Genomic DNA, 14,868 nt, shown 5'->3' on the forward strand with positions numbered 1-14,868 from the left:
GAAAGCCACTATTCGGGCGCTGTCTTTGTATAGCCTAAATCGGCGGGGAGGTTTGTAACTTAAGGTTAACGAGAAGGAATGACACGGTTCAGCTGTGGCTAGGGGATTTATCTGTGGGAGCAAGGCCTTGCTCCCACACAACCCCCTCGCCACAAAGAGATGCGGTGGTTGTTCTCAGGCCAACACCGTCCACAACGCAAACCCGGCATACCAGAGCACCGCCGCACGCAGCAGCAACTCCCAGAGGCGGTCCAGGCTGTTGATGCCGTCCGGTCCGGCGACGGGCTTGGGGATCTCGCCAGCCACCAGGCCGACTTTATCGATGAGTTCGGCGGCGCTGATGTTCCAGTTCAACAGCTCATGCAGCATGACCCGGCTGACCGCGACGAAATTGCCCACCAGGGCGAAGCTTGCCGCCAGCACCCGCACCGGCACCCAATCGAAGGCATGGCGCATTTGCGTGGCCCGCTCGGCCACGCCGGGGTTCTGGCTGTGCTCGGCAGCCAAGGCCAGCAATCGATAACTCAGGGCCGCCACCGGGCCGAGCAGGAAGTACCAGAAAATCACCGCGAAAAAGCTCTGGTAGGCCTGCCACAACAAATGCCCTTGGACCCGCTCCAGCAACTGCTCGCCATCATCGGCTTCGATGTCCAGGTCGCGCTTGGCCACATGAGCCGCCGCTTGCAGGTCTTCCCGGCGCCACGCGTCGCGAAACGGTCCCAGGTCCGCCAGTAGATCACCGCGCCCCAGGCTGTAAATCACCACCAGCAAATGCACCGGCAGCGCCAGCAGGCCATAGGCTACCGGTTCCAGCACCCACAGCAGCAACGCCAGCAGCGCCACGGGCAGCAGGACCATCACCGTCAGCACCAACCAGGGTCGGTCGACCCAACGTGGGCTCGCCTCGAGCTTGTTCAGCTCGTGCAGCCAACCGCCGTCGCGCTGGACCCGCTGGCGCAAGGCCGAGAACTTCTCGATCCAGACGGCCAGCAGCAACACCAGAAAACTCATTGTCCTTCCCCTTCTGTCAGGGCCGCGCGATAGCGCGCCCAGTCGAATGCCGGTCCTGGATCGGTCTTGCGCCCCGGGGCGATGTCGCTGTGTCCGCAGATACGCTGCACAGTGATCGCCCTGAACGCCGCTTGCAACTGCCGGGTCAGGTCCACCAATGCGGCATATTGCGCGTCGGTGAACGGCAGATCATCGGTGCCCTCAAGCTCGATGCCCAGGGAAAAATCGTTACAGGTCTCACGTCCCTCGAAACACGAGACGCCCGCATGCCATGCGCGATCCAGACAAGAGACAAACTGGGTCACGGTGCCGTCACGCTCGATCAGAAAATGCGCAGAGACGCGCAGGTCGGCGATACCGGCAAAGTAGGGATGTTCCGTGACATCCAGACGATTCTGGAAGAATTCCTGCACCTTGCCCGTGGCGAACTGTGCCGGTGGCAGGCTGATGTTGTGGATCACCAGCAGGGAGATTTCGCCTTCGGGGCGCGCATTGAAGTTGGGCGATGGGCAATGACGCACCCCCTCGCACCAACCGCTCGCGGAGTCCAACTGCATACAGGTTCCTTCGATGACGACGGTGAATGCCGCCAGTATGCCGTGATCGGACCGGGCTGCGCGATCACTTGCCGCGATTGAGCTGGCGCAGATTGCCCAGCACCGACTCCAGCGCGCGGTCGAACAACAGGGTGTCGTCCAACAGCCGCGCCGCGCCCCGGCGAAACTCCAGGGCCAGGTTGGTGCGGCTGTGCTCCAGCACCTTGAGGCCAGTGCGATTGACGAAGACGTATTTGCCGGTGGCCTCGATGATCGCCGCCAACTTGCAACGCAAGGTGTTGTCATCGTCCTCCTGGAACTCGACCCAGCTCCCCAGGTGCAACTGGTCGACCTGCAGCAGGCCGACATCATCCGCCGGCAAATGCACCGCCACGCTCTCTCCCGCCGATTTTTGCGGGGGGCGCAGGACGATTCTGTCCCGCACCTCGACCATGGCCGGCGAATCGAACGGCTGGGCCTGTTCCGTTGCCTGGCCCGTACGTTCGAGGGCCTGCACATGCAGGACTTCCAGCTCACTGAAAAACTCGCTGGTGGCGAACGGGTCGAACGCCGAACGGCTCAGGCCTTCACGCAGGGCCTTGAGCAGCTCCGGCACCATCGCCAGCAAACGCAGGCCGGCATCAGGTTCGTCGTGAGGCTGGACGCTCCAGATCAATTGCTCCAGGGTCAGGACGTCGGCCTGCCACTCGGCGGAATACTTGCCGTGCTTGAAACAGGTCAGCAACAACACCTGGCTCCAGGCGTGTTGCACGAACTCCACCACCGCTTGCGGCAAGACTTTGCCCAGCATCACCTGGTTCAGCGCCCCTTCGACTCGCTGGCGTGCCAGTTCGGCCTTGGCCCGGCCCTCTTCGGCATCGCGGATACGCTGTTCGAGCAGCTCACTGCGGCGCCGCTCGTCACTGGTGAAGGCCAGGAAGTCGGCCAGCAATTCGGAGAAAATGGCCGGGTCATCGACGAAATCATTCAGCAAGCGCTGCACCACCTGCTCGATGCGCAGGTACAGACTGTCGCGCTGATGATCGTCGCAATCGCCCCAGCCCATGGCCGCAGCCGCGATTTCGTTAAGCAGCCGCCGGGCCGGATGATTGCCGCGGCTGAAGAAGCTCTTGTCCTGCACCGCGACCTTGAGCATCGGAATTTGCAGGCGGCCGATCAGAGCCTTGAAGGAGTCCGGCAAGTTGTGATCGTCGAGGATGAATTCGAACATCATCGAGATCAGATTGATCACGTCTTCATCGGCGCCTTCGACCACCCGGGACTTGCCACTCCTGACGCTGACCCGGGTCAACAGCTGTTCGAGCTGGCTACGCAAGTCGAATTCGTCGTGAACGGTAGGCGCCGGTACGTATTGCTGCAAATGAGAGAGCAGCCGCAGCAGGTCACGCGTGGAGATTGGCTGGGGCGGTACGCTGGGCTCCAGGGTCGGCGCCACGCTGCCACGCACTTGCATCAACAGTTTCTGCAAGGCGGCGAACACTTCCTGGACGCTGTCATCGACCTCGCCATCGCTGGGCTTGGCAGCGATCTCGGCGTTGGGCCTTGGCTGATCCTCGGAGCGATCCGACGCGCGCCGCGCCGGCGTAACCTTGAGCTCCGGCAAGATGCCAGTGGCGGCCAGCAGTTGGTTGGCCTCGGTATAGAGTTGGTCGCACTCGCTGAGCACATAACGTTCGAACAGCTTGAGCAGGATCAGCTTGACCTTGATGCCCACCCCCAGGTTGCGTCCGGCCTGCAGGAACTTCTCGCACAGCAGTGCCGGGCTCAGGGGATTGTGCTGGTTGGACAGCGGTCGGGCCAGCAGCACACCGAGTCGGGCCGTCAGTTGTTCCAGCGCCACGCCATCGCGCCTGAGCACCCGAGTGACCATCGCCTCGACCGCCAGCTGCCGCTCCAGCTCGTCCTGGGAGCGCTGGGTCTGGCTGTCCGGCGCCAGGCTGGGCGTCAAGGTGACGTGGGTCAGGTCGTACTGGGCAAGGCTGACGAAGGTCTCGAAAAACTGCTCGATAAATTCACGTTCGATACTTTTGCGTTTCAGGCGCAGGTCCCGCATGGCCTCAAAGTACAGGTTCTGCTCGACGTCGTCGCGCGCGCGGTCGGCCATTTCAAACAAGGTGTCGTCGGCGTTATCGAACAGCCCTTGCAAGCCCAGGCGCAGCTGCTGGGCAGCCTTGTCGCGAACCTGCAGCAGAATCACAGGCAGGCGGGCGAGCGGCGAACGATTCGCCTCATCGGTAGACACCTTGTGCAAAGGCACTACATTCCCGTCGTTGTGCATCCTGGCCTCCTGAAACGGCTTTCTTCGGTTCGTAACGTCAAAGTCATGACGTCAATCGAAAGGCGGATTATCGGGTAAAAGAACCCCGTCGTACCAGTAGACTCTGTGATCCAGCTCGAAATACGGCGCAATTAGTGACCGGCGAAAAGAGGAAATGTTGCGAGGACGCGACCAAATGCAGGTTTCGACACCCTATAATCAGGCCACTTTGTTTGTGGAGCCTGTTATGCCGAATCTACGCCTCGCCGATCTGACCGCCGAAATCGAAGCCAACGTGCGCCGTGCGTTGCTCGAAGACATCGGCAGCGGCGACATCACCGCGCAACTGATCCCCGCCGAACGCCTGGCCAAGGCCACCATCATCACCCGCGACGCGGCGATCATCAGCGGCACGGCCTGGGTCGATGCCGTATTCCGGCAACTGGATCCGCGTGTCGCAGTGCATTGGCAAGTGCACGACGGCGACCGGGTCAGCCCCGATCAGGCACTGTTCCACCTCGAAGGCCCGGCCCGCTCGCTGCTGACTGGCGAACGCAGCGCACTGAATTTTTTGCAAATGCTCTCGGGCGTTGCCACACGAGCTCGTTACCTGGCCGACTTTGTCACCGGCACCCAGGTCAAGCTGCTGGACACTCGCAAGACCCTGCCCGGGCTGCGCCTGGCCCAGAAGTACGCCGTCACCTGCGGCGGCTGCCATAACCACCGCATCGGCCTGTACGATGCGTTCCTGATCAAGGAAAACCACATTGCTGCCTGCGGCGGGATCGCCCAGGCCATCGCTGCCGCCCACAAGATCGCACCGGGCAAGCCGGTGGAAGTCGAAGTGGAAAGCCTGGCGGAATTGAAAGAAGCGCTGGCGGCCAATGCCGACATCATCATGCTCGACGAACTGAGCCTGGACGACATGCGGGAAGCCGTACGCCTGAACGGCGGCAAGGCGAAGTTGGAAGCCAGCGGCGGGATCAACGAAAGCACGTTGCGTCCGATTGCCGAGACCGGGGTGGACTACATCTCGATCGGGGCGATGACCAAGGATGTGAAGGCGGTGGATCTGTCGATGCGCTTGAGCCTCTGACAACGAAAAACGCCAGCCTCGAAAGGCTGGCGTTTTTTTCAGACCACCAGATTATTCATCTCGCAGTACTCATCCCATTCCACACCCAGCACCTCGGCCGCTTCCTTGTGCAATGCAAGGCGCTGCGCCTCGAACTCTTCAGGTGTACAGGTGTACTTGAGCGTCAACTCCCAAGGCTGCAGGCCCTGGGCTTCGGCCTCATCCTCGAACGCCCACTGGATCTGGTCTTTTTGATCATCGGCAGGCAAGTCCTTGATCTCTTCCAGCAGTTGGGGCGCATCCAGCACGTACTTCTTCAGCGCTTCTTCGTGCCTGGCTTCCTGGGTCAATGCTTTAACGGTCATGGCGTTCTCGTTGATCTGGGGAATGGAAGATGGATCTGGATCATCAAGGATCTCTCTGACGCAAAAAACCGTGTGAAGCCCGGTTTATCTGGCCTTCAGAACCATTCGGGGATCATCTGAAAACTGCTGGGCGATGCACATGCAGGCAACGAATATAGGACGTTTTGCCGACGATTTACACGGTTCTTTACATCTATCCCACAAAAAACCATGCGTATGAGAAACCAGGCGGGCTTGGGAACATCTGTCAAAATAACCAGTCATAGCGATGTGCCATATAGGCACTTCACAAGGAACCCTAGTGATGCACAGCTTTTCGAAACGTTCGTTGACTCGGCTTGCTACCGCGACCTTGCTGCTCGGCAGCCTGAGCTTGGCCGGCCTTGCTCAAGCGGCTGTCGAAGTTAGCTCCGGTACACCTTTGCCTTCCGACACAATCCCCGTGCTCCGCAACTCATTTGATAAAGATGTTCTCATCAAGACCAATATCAGCGTGGGTGACTTGGAAAACTTGCCAGAAGCAGTCAGGGATAACGCCGCCGAACTGGAAAACCAGAAGCGCACCCTCAGCGAGCAGGCCCGCCTGATCGAAGAATTCAAGCGCAACAGCGGCTCCAGCTCCACCTCCAGCAGCAAGGAGATTGATGAACTCAAGCGCACGATCAAGGAACAGCAAGACGATCTGAAGGACCTTGGCAAACAAGTGGAAGAACTCAAGCGCAATAGCGGCTCCAGTTCGAGTTCGAGCAACAGCGAGATTTCGTCCCTGAAACGGGAGCTCAGCGATCAGGACGGTCAGATGGACCAGCTCAAACGCACGGTCGAGGAGCTGAGCAGGAAAGTGAAATAACGAGAGGCGAAACCGGAATCGATCCTCCTCTTTGCCTCTGAACATAAAGAAGGAAATTTTTAAGTTAGAAAATTTCTCTACCTCTAGGTGTACCCTCATTGGGCTTTCCAATGGTACGACTGGGACGCAGACACTCCTGCGTCCCTAGTTCGCAAGAAAATTCCGGGGGATCGGTGATCCACTCTTAGAGGTTTGGATCCAGCACAATGACGCCTTGCACTTCCCTTCGTTCCAATAAGGCATGAGCCAGGGCCGTTTCGCTTAAGGGGAGCGTCGCGCCGATGACGGGTTTGATCACGCCGCTTGAAACGCCGTCAGCGAGGAACTCCAAAGCCTCGCGAATCAACGCTGGGCGCTGAAAGAACGTCGGTAGGTAAACGCCGGCCAAGGTTTGCGCTTTGGCCATCAACCGACGAGGCGCCAATGCCTCGCCTGGACCCCGCGTGGAGCCCACCACCACACAACGCCCAAGCGTAGCGAGGCACTCAAAGTTCTGATCGAACACCTCGCCGCCGATCGTCTCGAGGATCACATTCACCCCGCGCCCCGCTGTCAGCTCCAGAACGCGTTGCGGCCACTGAGGAGTGTCGTAGGCAATGGCATGGTCAGCCCCAAGGCCGCGCACGAATGCGCGTCGACTTTCAGTGCTGGCCGTACCGAAAACCAACTGTGCGCCCATGGCTTTGGCGATCTGTACAGCCAGGCTCCCGACACCGCCGGCGGCCCCCTGAATCAAAACGTTTTCACCTGCTTGCAGATGTGCGCATACGCGTAAAGCGAGGTACGCAGTAACCCCCTGACAAGGCAGGCCAGCCATTGCGACATCGTTTGCCATCTCATCCAGCGTAACCAGCATGTTCACGCGAGCGATAGCCTGCTGTGCGTATGCGCCTTTGGACATGAGCGCCATGACCTTGCGACCGACGACACCAGGGTCAACACCCTCCCCTGTTTCCGAAACGCGTCCGACCACCTGAAGTCCGGCGACATGTGGCAGCGTAACACCACCAACGCGTGTTTCGGGCCGGTTATACATGCCCAACCGTTCACGAATATCTGGAAAATTCACCCCGATCGCAGAGGTGTCTATCAATACCTCGCCGGGCCCCGGCACGGGCGTTGGCAAGTCGACGTACTCGAGCACTTCGGGGCCGCCGAAGCTACGGAACTGAATTGCTTTCATAATCTGAGACCCTGGATTCTTCGCTCGTCAGATCTGTAGACGCAGGCCCGACTTGGAGCCTAATCAGTGGTGCGGCGTGTGCTGCCGAGCAAATCGTCAGCGCAATGTTTCAATTACTTCACCCCATTGAGAAACAACGTAGCGTGTTTCAAAAACAGATCCGGGTATTGATAGATCGCGCCATGGTTTGAATCCGGGTAGATCACCAATTGGGCATTGGGCAACGTCTGCTGCAAGGTCACGTCATTGACGCTGTAGAAGACAATATCGTGGCTGCCGGCGACTACTAGCGTCGGTTGCTTGATGGCCTTCAGGTAGTCGTTGGCGTTGTCTATCCGCGCTCCCCAGCCTGCTATGGCCGCGGCTTGCGCTGGTGCGGTCTTGCTATCGACGTCGACATCCCGATTGACCTTACGTGCACGCAGACGGGTAAGAAATTCACGTCCAGCGGCCTGGCTTTCTGCAGTTTGGGTGAAAAATACGTCCAACAGCAGCTCATCCGGTACGTCGCGCTTTTTCGCCAGGTAGCCTTGGAACTCGGGCGTCAGCGAAGACATGCCTACGCCACCGCGAGGTGAGGAGCCGACCAGAATCAGTCGACGTACCAGTTCCGGATGATCAAGCGTCATTTGCTGGGCGATCAGACTGCCCATGGAAAAACCAAGCACATCAGCCTTGGTTACACCCAACCGCTGGAGCAGCCCGGCGGCGTATTTGGCCATGCCCTGGATATTATTCGGCACTTCACCGCTTGAGCTGGCGACGCCGGCATTGTCGAAAAGTATGACTTCGCGATCATGGGCAAAACCGTCTATGACTTTCGGGTCCCAACTGTCGAGGTTGCCGACGAAATGCTGGAGAAACACCAACGGTACGCCACCGGCTTTGCCAAAACGACGGTAAGCCAAGCGCGCACCATCAACTTCGACGAATTGGGTCGGCGCGGTTTGATGGGTGTAGCTGGAAGCCACTTTGTGCTTTGCCGGGGAGGCGCTGACCTGAACAGTCAGCGTCGAGCAGGCAGCCGCCAGCGTGACGAGGGCGAACGTACGGCGCAACGCCCCACGGGTGTTGAGAGCGGTCATAGAGATGTACCTGATACAAAAGGTGGGTATAAGGTCCGCCCCGGACGGGTTGCAGATGGGGGCGGAGCAGAATCAAGCGGGATTTTTCACGCTAGGGCGTTGCTGCACCTTGATTTGCCAGGCCAGGAGCGCGGTGCATTCTTCGGGAATGGCGATAGAAGCGAACCCGGCGAACACAAGCCCCGCGAATACGGTGATGTCGGCCATGGAAAATTGCTCCCCGGCGATATAGGGCTGGTTGCGGAGGACATAATCGAAATACTTCATTCCGTCGACCGCTCTGTCGCGCTGGCGGTTACCCCAATCGACACGCCCTTCCCATTCCGGACTTTTATACGGCTGCAGTGCAGCACCGAGTCCCGGCGTGGCATGGTGGAAATAGATCCCGACCGGATCGACCAGCTCTGACTCCGCGCGTTTCTGCATCATATGAATGATGGCCTTCTCCTTTGGCGTTGTGCCTGTGAGAATCGGCTCTCCGTCCAGATTGTCCAGATACTCGGTGATCGCGGTGCACTCGGAAATGTTGGTGCCGTCATCCAGTTGAAGAACGGGAACAGTGCCCAGCGGGTTGATGGCCAGGAATGCAGGTTGCTTGTGCTCTGCCGCGGGCAGATCGATCTTGATGAACTCCACTTGCGAGTCCAAGCCTTTTTCAGCCAGGACAATGCGAACACGCAGAGGATTCGGGAACCCGGGAATATCGAAAACCTTCATACAAATGCCTTACCTATCTATCTACCTATCGATAGGTATAAACTACGGCAAGAATATTTTCACTGTCAACATCTATCTATCGATAGGAAGGTAAATTTGTGACGACGGATACGCGAGAAACGATCATGCAAGTCGCCCGAACCATGGTGCAGACCCGGGGCTACAACGGTTTGAGCTTTCGTGAGCTAGCCAAAGAGGTAGGCATCAAGAGCGCTAGCATTCATTACCATTTCCCTACCAAAGGCGACCTGGGTGCCGCGCTGGCCAAGCGTTACACCGAAGACGGTCAGGAGTACCTCGAGGGTTTGCGGACCCGTTCCGATGACCTTCGCGTGTGGATGAAGGGATACACCGACATTTTTCGCCTGGCGCTGGTGAACGATAACCGCATGTGCCTTTGCGGAATCATGTCCGCCGAATTCGACGACCTGCCGCCGGAGGTTAGGACAGAGGTCGAAGCCTTTAACTCACTCAATGTCCGATGGTTATCGGAAGTGTTGTCCGTTTGCCGGCCGCAGTTGAACCAAGAAGAACGGCAGCAGCAGGCGCTAGCGATTTATGCGGCAGTGGAAGGCGCTCAGTTGATCGCGCGTGGGCGTGACGACATCAGTGTTTTTGACCAAACGATCGAAACCTATCGCTCGATGGGCCTGCTACCTTAGCTTGCAACCACTCTGATAACGGGCGACAGCCACAGAAACCACAGCAGTCGCTCGCCTGTAAACGCGTCTCAGATTTCCGCACGTCGCGTGGCCAAGAGTCACGCGGCCCTTGATCATTACACTGCGGAGCGAGTGTTTGACTGGTCGGGTGTGGATGTGACGCACTTGCAACCGACTTCCTTTGCACAGTGGCTGATCTATCCGCACTGGCGTAAGCATATCGTTGAACACGGAGAGATTCGCCTACCGTTTGGCTCAGGTCGCCATGCCCCGATCGCAGCCGAGGATCAGGCTCGACTAATCGCAGCCATCCTGGAAACCCCTTAACCCCACAAGGGCAAGACTTACCCGCTACACGGTCCGATTGAACTGAACCAACAGTCCATAGCTGATGCAGTCGGCAAAGTCTTGGATCGTGAGATCAAGTACGTGGCGACAACACTGGATCAATACCGCCAGGAATTGGAGAGCGATGGCCTACAGCCTTTTCTCATTCAGCATCTGCTGGAAGTTGCGAAGGACTACCAGCACGGAGGTGAGGATTTCATCATTGGCGAAGTCACGGGACGGCCACCGATGACTGTTACACAAGGAGCTATTCAGCAGATAAAGCCCTTTTCAGGTTGCGGTAATTGACCGCTTTGAGTCGATTTCGGCCTCTTCAGCGGCAACCTCAACTGGCCCCCTGCACCGATCGCATTCCAACGGAATAGCTGAAACGAAAAAAACCGTCAGAAGGCAGGTTTTTCAAGACTTCCAAAGAACTCAAAAGCGCTCTGTGGAATGCAAGATGGTGCCCGAGACAGGAATCGAACCTGCGACCTTCGCGTTACGAGTGCGCTGCTCTACCGGCTGAGCTACACGGGCGGTGGCTAAAACTAGCACCGTCCCCCGTGGCCAGGCAACCTGCGACACAGGGATTTTCACCACACAGCAAAACGCCCCGAACCAGTCGGGGCGTTTGCTTGTTCAGCGGCTAAGCGAGGGAGTGATTAAACGCCCGATGCCTTGGCTGCTGCCACGTCTTTGATGGACAGCTTGATACGGCCGCGGTTGTCCACGTCCAGCACCAGCACTTCCACTTCCTGGCCTTCTTTCAAGATGTCGGTCACTTTCTCGACGCGAGCATCGCTCAGCATGGAGATGTGGACCAGACCGTCCTTGCCCGGCAGGATGTTGACGAAGGCGCCGAAGTCGACGATGCGTTCAACCTTGCCGACGTAGATCTTGCCAATCTCGGCTTCGGCAGTGATGCCCAGGACGCGCTGGCGTGCTGCTTCTGCCGCTTCCTTGGTTTCGCCGAAGATCTTGATCGAGCCGTCGTCTTCGATGTCGATCGAAGCCTTGGTTTCTTCACAGATCGCACGGATGGTCGCGCCGCCTTTACCGATGACATCACGGATTTTGTCGGTGTCGATTTTCATCGCGATCATGGTCGGAGCGTTTTCCGACAGCTCGGTGCGAGACTGACCGATGATCTGGTTCATCTGGCCGAGGATGTTCAGGCGCGCTTCCAGGGCTTGGCCCAGGGCGATTTCCATGATCTCTTCGGTGATGCCCTTGATCTTGATGTCCATCTGCAGTGCGGTGACGCCCTTGGCGGTACCGGCCACTTTGAAGTCCATGTCGCCCAGGTGGTCTTCGTCACCCAGGATGTCGGTCAGGACGGCGAATTTCTCGCCTTCCTTCACCAGGCCCATGGCGATACCGGCAACCGGCGCCTTCATCGGCACACCGGCGTCCATCAGGGCCAGGGAAGCGCCGCAGACCGAAGCCATCGAGCTCGAGCCGTTGGACTCGGTGATTTCCGAGACCACGCGAATGGTGTACGGGAACACATCAGCGGCAGGCAGCATGGCCTGGACCGAACGACGGGCCAGACGACCGTGGCCGATTTCGCGGCGACCGGCGCCACCCATGCGACCACACTCGCCCACCGAGAACGGAGGGAAGTTGTAGTGCAGCATGAACGGGTCTTTCTTTTCGCCTTCCAGGGTGTCGAGCAGTTGCGCGTCACGGGCGGTGCCCAGTGTGGCAACGACCAGGGCCTGGGTCTCGCCACGGGTGAACAGTGCCGAACCGTGGGTCTTCGGCAGGACGCCGACTTCGATGTTCAGCGGACGCACGGTGCGAGTGTCGCGACCGTCGATACGCGGCTTGCCGTTGACGATGTTTTCGCGAACGGTGCGGTATTCGATTTCACCGAAAGCGGCTTTGACGTCGCTGGCCGATGGCTGGCCTTCTTCGCCGGACAGCTTGGCAACGACCTGGTCTTTCAGCTCACCCAGGCGTGCATAACGGTCGGCCTTGACGGTGATGGTGTAGGCCTGGGAGATCGCTTCGCCGAACTCGGCACGGATCGCGCCCAGCAGTTCGGTGGCTTCGGCTTGTGGAGCCCAGGTCCAGGTTGGCTTGGCGGCTTCGGCGGCCAGTTCCTTGACGGCGTTGATCACCACCTGGAACTCGTCGTGGGCGAACAGCACGGCGCCCAGCATCTGGTCTTCGGTCAGTTCCTTGGCTTCGGATTCAACCATCAGCACGGCTTCGGAAGTACCGGCCACGACCATGTCCAGGCTCGATGCCTTCAGTTGCTCGTAGGTCGGGTTCAGCAGGTAGCCGGTGCTTTCGTGGAACGCGACGCGGGCAGCGCCGATCGGGCCATCGAAAGGAATGCCGGAGATGGCCAGGGCAGCCGAGGTACCGATCATCGCAGCGATGTCCGGATCGGTTTTCTTGCTGGTGGACACGACGGTGCAGACAACCTGCACTTCGTTCATGAAACCTTCAGGGAACAGCGGACGGATCGGACGGTCGATCAGTCGGGAAGTCAGGGTTTCTTTCTCGGAAGGACGGCCTTCACGCTTGAAGAAACCGCCAGGGATCTTACCGGCAGCGTAAGTCTTTTCCTGGTAGTGAACAGACAGAGGGAAAAAGCCCTTGCCTGGATCGGCTTGCTTGGCACCGACAACGGTCACCAATACGCTGACGTCGTCGTCAACGGTGACCAGCACTGCGCCGGAGGCCTGACGGGCGATACGGCCAGTCTCGAGGGTAACGGTCGACTGACCGAATTGGAATTTTTTGATTACCGGGTTCACGGTGTCCTACCTTCTTTGTGGCTCTTGGGGAACTTGTCTTCTTGCGAAATTCTTGGGCAGTGCGGGGAATCGGCCCAACGACTGTCCAGATAAAACTTGAGGCTGGGAGCCTGCCGGCTGCCAGCGCAAAACGCGGGCAACTGGCAGACAACCAACCTCATAGCGCAATCGCTGATTAGCGACGCAGGCCCAGGCGGCCGATCAAGGTGCTGTAACGATTAACGTCTTTGCCCTTGAGGTAATCCAGCAGCTTGCGACGCTGGTTTACCATGCGGATCAGACCACGACGGGAGTGGTGGTCTTTACCGTTGGCCTTGAAGTGACCTTGCAGTTTGTTGATGTTGGCGGTCAGCAGTGCAACTTGCACTTCTGGCGAACCAGTATCACCAACAGCTTGCTGGTAGTCGGTCACGATCTGAGCTTTTTCTTCAACGCTGAGTGCCATGTGGCTTTCCTCTTGTGAGGTACCGTCTCCAGGGAAACCGTACCAACAGGCCAGGGACAAATCCCTGTATCTATAAATGAGTAGTGACCGTGCCTGTTAACAGCCACACTCGCCAACCTGCTGTTACGCAGGCTGGTTCCGGTCATTCCGACCGAATCAGTCGACGCGGCGCAATACGCCCGTCTTCACTCACTTCACCAATACCGATGAAGCGACCGTTGTGATCCTGTACCCGGACCATGCCGAATTTCGGCGCATCCGGGGCACGTACCGGCTGGCCGTTGAGCCAGTAGAACGCGCTATGTTCCGAGAATTGCAGTAGCGGCCAATCCAGCAACCCGCTATCCGATGGCATCAGGAAACGATCGACTGCTTCGTTACCACCCTCGGCATGCACCGCTTCGAGCTCTTCGAGCGTGACCGTCTGGGCCAGCGTAAAAGGCCCGGCCTGGGTCCGTCGCAACTCTGCCACGTACGCGCCACAGCCGAGCCGTTCACCAATATCCTCCACCAGGGTGCGGATATAGGTGCCCTTGCTGCAATCCACAGCCAGCCGCGCAGTATTACCGTCAAAGGCCAGCAATTCCAAGCGCGCAATAGTAACAGAACGCGGTTCGCGCTCCACTACTTCGCCGGCACGGGCCAGTTTATACAACGGCTGCCCATCACGCTTGAGGGCTGAGTACATTGGCGGTATCTGGCTGATTTGCCCACGAAAAGCCGGTAATACAGCCTCGATATCGGCCTGACCAACGGTCACCGGGCGTTCGAGCAGAACCTCACCTTCGGCATCCGCCGTGGTGGTGGTCTTGCCCAGTTGCGCCAGGGTCTCATAGCCCTTGTCGGAATCGAGCAGGTACTGGGAGAACTTGGTCGCCTCGCCAAAGCACAGCGGCAGCACGCCGGTGGCCAGCGGATCGAGGCTACCAGTGTGCCCGGCCTTTTCGGCATTGAGCAGCCAGCGAACCTTCTGCAGCGCCGCGTTGGAGGTGAACCCCAGCGGCTTGTCGAGCAGGATGATGCCGCTGACGTTACGACGGATGCGTTTGACCTGAGCCACCGATTACTCCTTGGTGTCTTCGGGTTCAGCCGCAACCGGGTGCTGACTGTCTTCAGCCACGGCGCGCTCGATCAGGGCCGACAGATGCGCACCGCGCACGACGCTTTCGTCGTAGTGGAAGTGCAACTGTGGGACGCTGCGCAGCTTCATCTCCCGGGCCAACTGCATACGCAGGAAGCCGGCGGCCGAGTTGAGCACCTTGATGCTCTGGGCGATTTCTTCGGCGCTGTCCTGGCCCATCACGGTGATGAAAATCTTCGCGTGACCGACGTCACGGCTGACTTCCACAGCGGTAATGGTGACCAGGCCGACGCGCGGGTCTTTGACTTCGCGACGGATCAGTTGGGCCAGCTCGCGCTGCATCTGATCGCCGATTCGTTGGGTACGGCTGTATTCTTTTGCCATGTCTTGTTACCTGTTACTGCCCCACGGTCAAACCCGTGAGGTCTGAAAGCGGCAAACGCCCGGCCTGGCAAAAGCCAGACCGGGCGTTGCGTTTAGAG

The 14,868-nt window shown here is 58.8% G+C and carries 15 protein-coding genes and 1 tRNA gene; 4 read left to right on the top strand and 12 right to left on the bottom strand.

All coding sequences use genetic code 11. From position 1 onward, the window contains the following. Positions 1–174 precede the first annotated feature (174 nt). From ampE to GN234_RS13975, 3 genes are all read right to left on the bottom strand, one after another. A complete protein-coding gene (ampE, locus tag GN234_RS13965) occupies positions 175–1,011 on the bottom strand; it encodes a regulatory signaling modulator protein AmpE (RefSeq protein WP_176688630.1) in 837 nt (278 codons plus the stop codon). Next, positions 1,008–1,568 carry a 1,6-anhydro-N-acetylmuramyl-L-alanine amidase AmpD gene (gene ampD, locus GN234_RS13970; protein WP_109753498.1) on the bottom strand — a complete coding sequence of 187 codons (561 nt, stop codon included), beginning with the start codon at positions 1,566–1,568 and terminating at the stop codon, positions 1,008–1,010. The genes ampE and ampD overlap by 4 nt, the downstream gene beginning before the upstream one ends. 64 nt (positions 1,569–1,632) lie before the next feature. After that, positions 1,633–3,846 (bottom strand): DUF1631 domain-containing protein, encoded by a 2,214-nt coding sequence (locus GN234_RS13975; protein ID WP_176688631.1) that lies wholly within the window; start codon positions 3,844–3,846, stop codon positions 1,633–1,635. Positions 3,847–4,072: 226 nt separating this feature from the next. On the opposite strand from GN234_RS13975, the gene nadC reads away from it, so the two are divergent. Further along, positions 4,073–4,921: a carboxylating nicotinate-nucleotide diphosphorylase gene (gene nadC, locus GN234_RS13980; RefSeq protein ID WP_176688632.1), complete on the top strand. Its 849-nt coding sequence runs from the start codon at positions 4,073–4,075 to the stop codon at positions 4,919–4,921. A gap of 38 nt (positions 4,922–4,959) precedes the next feature. Here the strand turns inward: nadC and GN234_RS13985 are convergent, their stop codons facing one another. Beyond that, positions 4,960–5,265, bottom strand: coding sequence for a DUF6388 family protein (locus GN234_RS13985; protein ID WP_109753495.1), 306 nt, complete (start codon positions 5,263–5,265; stop codon positions 4,960–4,962). Between the two features lie 304 nt (positions 5,266–5,569). Here GN234_RS13985 and GN234_RS13990 point away from each other — a divergent pair, with 304 nt between their 5' ends. Then, positions 5,570–6,115 carry a hypothetical protein gene (locus tag GN234_RS13990; RefSeq protein ID WP_176688633.1) on the top strand — a complete coding sequence of 182 codons (546 nt, stop codon included), beginning with the start codon at positions 5,570–5,572 and terminating at the stop codon, positions 6,113–6,115. Between the two features lie 184 nt (positions 6,116–6,299). Here GN234_RS13990 and GN234_RS13995 read toward each other — a convergent pair whose 3' ends face one another. From GN234_RS13995 to GN234_RS14005, 3 genes are all read right to left on the bottom strand, one after another. After that, a complete protein-coding gene (locus GN234_RS13995) occupies positions 6,300–7,298 on the bottom strand; it encodes a quinone oxidoreductase family protein (protein ID WP_109753493.1) in 999 nt (332 codons plus the stop codon). 113 nt (positions 7,299–7,411) lie between these two features. Further along, positions 7,412–8,383: an alpha/beta fold hydrolase gene (locus tag GN234_RS14000; protein WP_109753492.1), complete on the bottom strand. Its 972-nt coding sequence runs from the start codon at positions 8,381–8,383 to the stop codon at positions 7,412–7,414. Between the two features lie 72 nt (positions 8,384–8,455). After that, on the bottom strand, positions 8,456–9,100 hold the full coding sequence (locus tag GN234_RS14005; RefSeq protein ID WP_109753491.1) for a glutathione S-transferase: 645 nt from the start codon (positions 9,098–9,100) through the stop codon (positions 8,456–8,458). 125 nt (positions 9,101–9,225) lie between these two features. Here GN234_RS14005 and GN234_RS14010 point away from each other — a divergent pair, with 125 nt between their 5' ends. After that, positions 9,226–9,762, top strand: a complete 537-nt coding sequence (locus tag GN234_RS14010) for a TetR/AcrR family transcriptional regulator (protein WP_109753490.1) — start codon at positions 9,226–9,228, stop codon at positions 9,760–9,762. A 408-nt stretch (positions 9,763–10,170) separates the two neighbouring features. Further along, on the top strand, positions 10,171–10,398 hold the full coding sequence (locus tag GN234_RS30040; RefSeq protein WP_233459545.1) for a hypothetical protein: 228 nt from the start codon (positions 10,171–10,173) through the stop codon (positions 10,396–10,398). Between the two features lie 155 nt (positions 10,399–10,553). Here the strand turns inward: GN234_RS30040 and GN234_RS14020 are convergent. The 5 genes from GN234_RS14020 to rbfA form a co-directional block, all read right to left on the bottom strand. After that, positions 10,554–10,629 (bottom strand) — tRNA-Thr (locus GN234_RS14020). Between the two features lie 125 nt (positions 10,630–10,754). Continuing rightward, a complete protein-coding gene (pnp, locus tag GN234_RS14025; RefSeq protein WP_003197725.1) occupies positions 10,755–12,860 on the bottom strand; it encodes a polyribonucleotide nucleotidyltransferase in 2,106 nt (701 codons plus the stop codon). Between the two features lie 175 nt (positions 12,861–13,035). Then, positions 13,036–13,305: a 30S ribosomal protein S15 gene (rpsO, locus tag GN234_RS14030; RefSeq protein WP_039592311.1), complete on the bottom strand. Its 270-nt coding sequence runs from the start codon at positions 13,303–13,305 to the stop codon at positions 13,036–13,038. A gap of 142 nt (positions 13,306–13,447) precedes the next feature. After that, positions 13,448–14,365 carry a tRNA pseudouridine(55) synthase TruB gene (gene truB, locus GN234_RS14035; RefSeq protein WP_109753489.1) on the bottom strand — a complete coding sequence of 306 codons (918 nt, stop codon included), beginning with the start codon at positions 14,363–14,365 and terminating at the stop codon, positions 13,448–13,450. A 3-nt stretch (positions 14,366–14,368) separates the two neighbouring features. After that, positions 14,369–14,770, bottom strand: coding sequence for a 30S ribosome-binding factor RbfA (gene rbfA, locus GN234_RS14040; RefSeq protein WP_003177871.1), 402 nt, complete (start codon positions 14,768–14,770; stop codon positions 14,369–14,371). Between the last annotated feature and the right edge of the window lie 98 nt (positions 14,771–14,868).

Origin of the sequence: Pseudomonas bijieensis (genome assembly GCF_013347965.1) — a bacterium.
Taxonomy (GTDB): Bacteria; Pseudomonadota; Gammaproteobacteria; order Pseudomonadales; family Pseudomonadaceae; genus Aquipseudomonas; species Aquipseudomonas bijieensis.

Coding starts and splice junctions, on each gene's coding strand:
- GN234_RS14000 (WP_109753492.1), bottom strand. CDS start 8,383: ATGACCGCTCTCAACACCCGTGGGGCGTTGCGCCGTACGTTCGCCCTC.
- GN234_RS13985 (WP_109753495.1), bottom strand. CDS start 5,265: ATGACCGTTAAAGCATTGACCCAGGAAGCCAGGCACGAAGAAGCGCTG.
- ampD (WP_109753498.1), bottom strand. CDS start 1,568: ATGCAGTTGGACTCCGCGAGCGGTTGGTGCGAGGGGGTGCGTCATTGC.
- ampE (WP_176688630.1), bottom strand. CDS start 1,011: ATGAGTTTTCTGGTGTTGCTGCTGGCCGTCTGGATCGAGAAGTTCTCG.
- nadC (WP_176688632.1), top strand. CDS start 4,073: ATGCCGAATCTACGCCTCGCCGATCTGACCGCCGAAATCGAAGCCAAC.
- GN234_RS13995 (WP_109753493.1), bottom strand. CDS start 7,298: ATGAAAGCAATTCAGTTCCGTAGCTTCGGCGGCCCCGAAGTGCTCGAG.
- rpsO (WP_039592311.1), bottom strand. CDS start 13,305: ATGGCACTCAGCGTTGAAGAAAAAGCTCAGATCGTGACCGACTACCAG.
- GN234_RS13990 (WP_176688633.1), top strand. CDS start 5,570: ATGCACAGCTTTTCGAAACGTTCGTTGACTCGGCTTGCTACCGCGACC.
- rbfA (WP_003177871.1), bottom strand. CDS start 14,770: ATGGCAAAAGAATACAGCCGTACCCAACGAATCGGCGATCAGATGCAG.
- GN234_RS14010 (WP_109753490.1), top strand. CDS start 9,226: ATGCAAGTCGCCCGAACCATGGTGCAGACCCGGGGCTACAACGGTTTG.
- GN234_RS13975 (WP_176688631.1), bottom strand. CDS start 3,846: ATGCACAACGACGGGAATGTAGTGCCTTTGCACAAGGTGTCTACCGAT.
- GN234_RS14005 (WP_109753491.1), bottom strand. CDS start 9,100: ATGAAGGTTTTCGATATTCCCGGGTTCCCGAATCCTCTGCGTGTTCGC.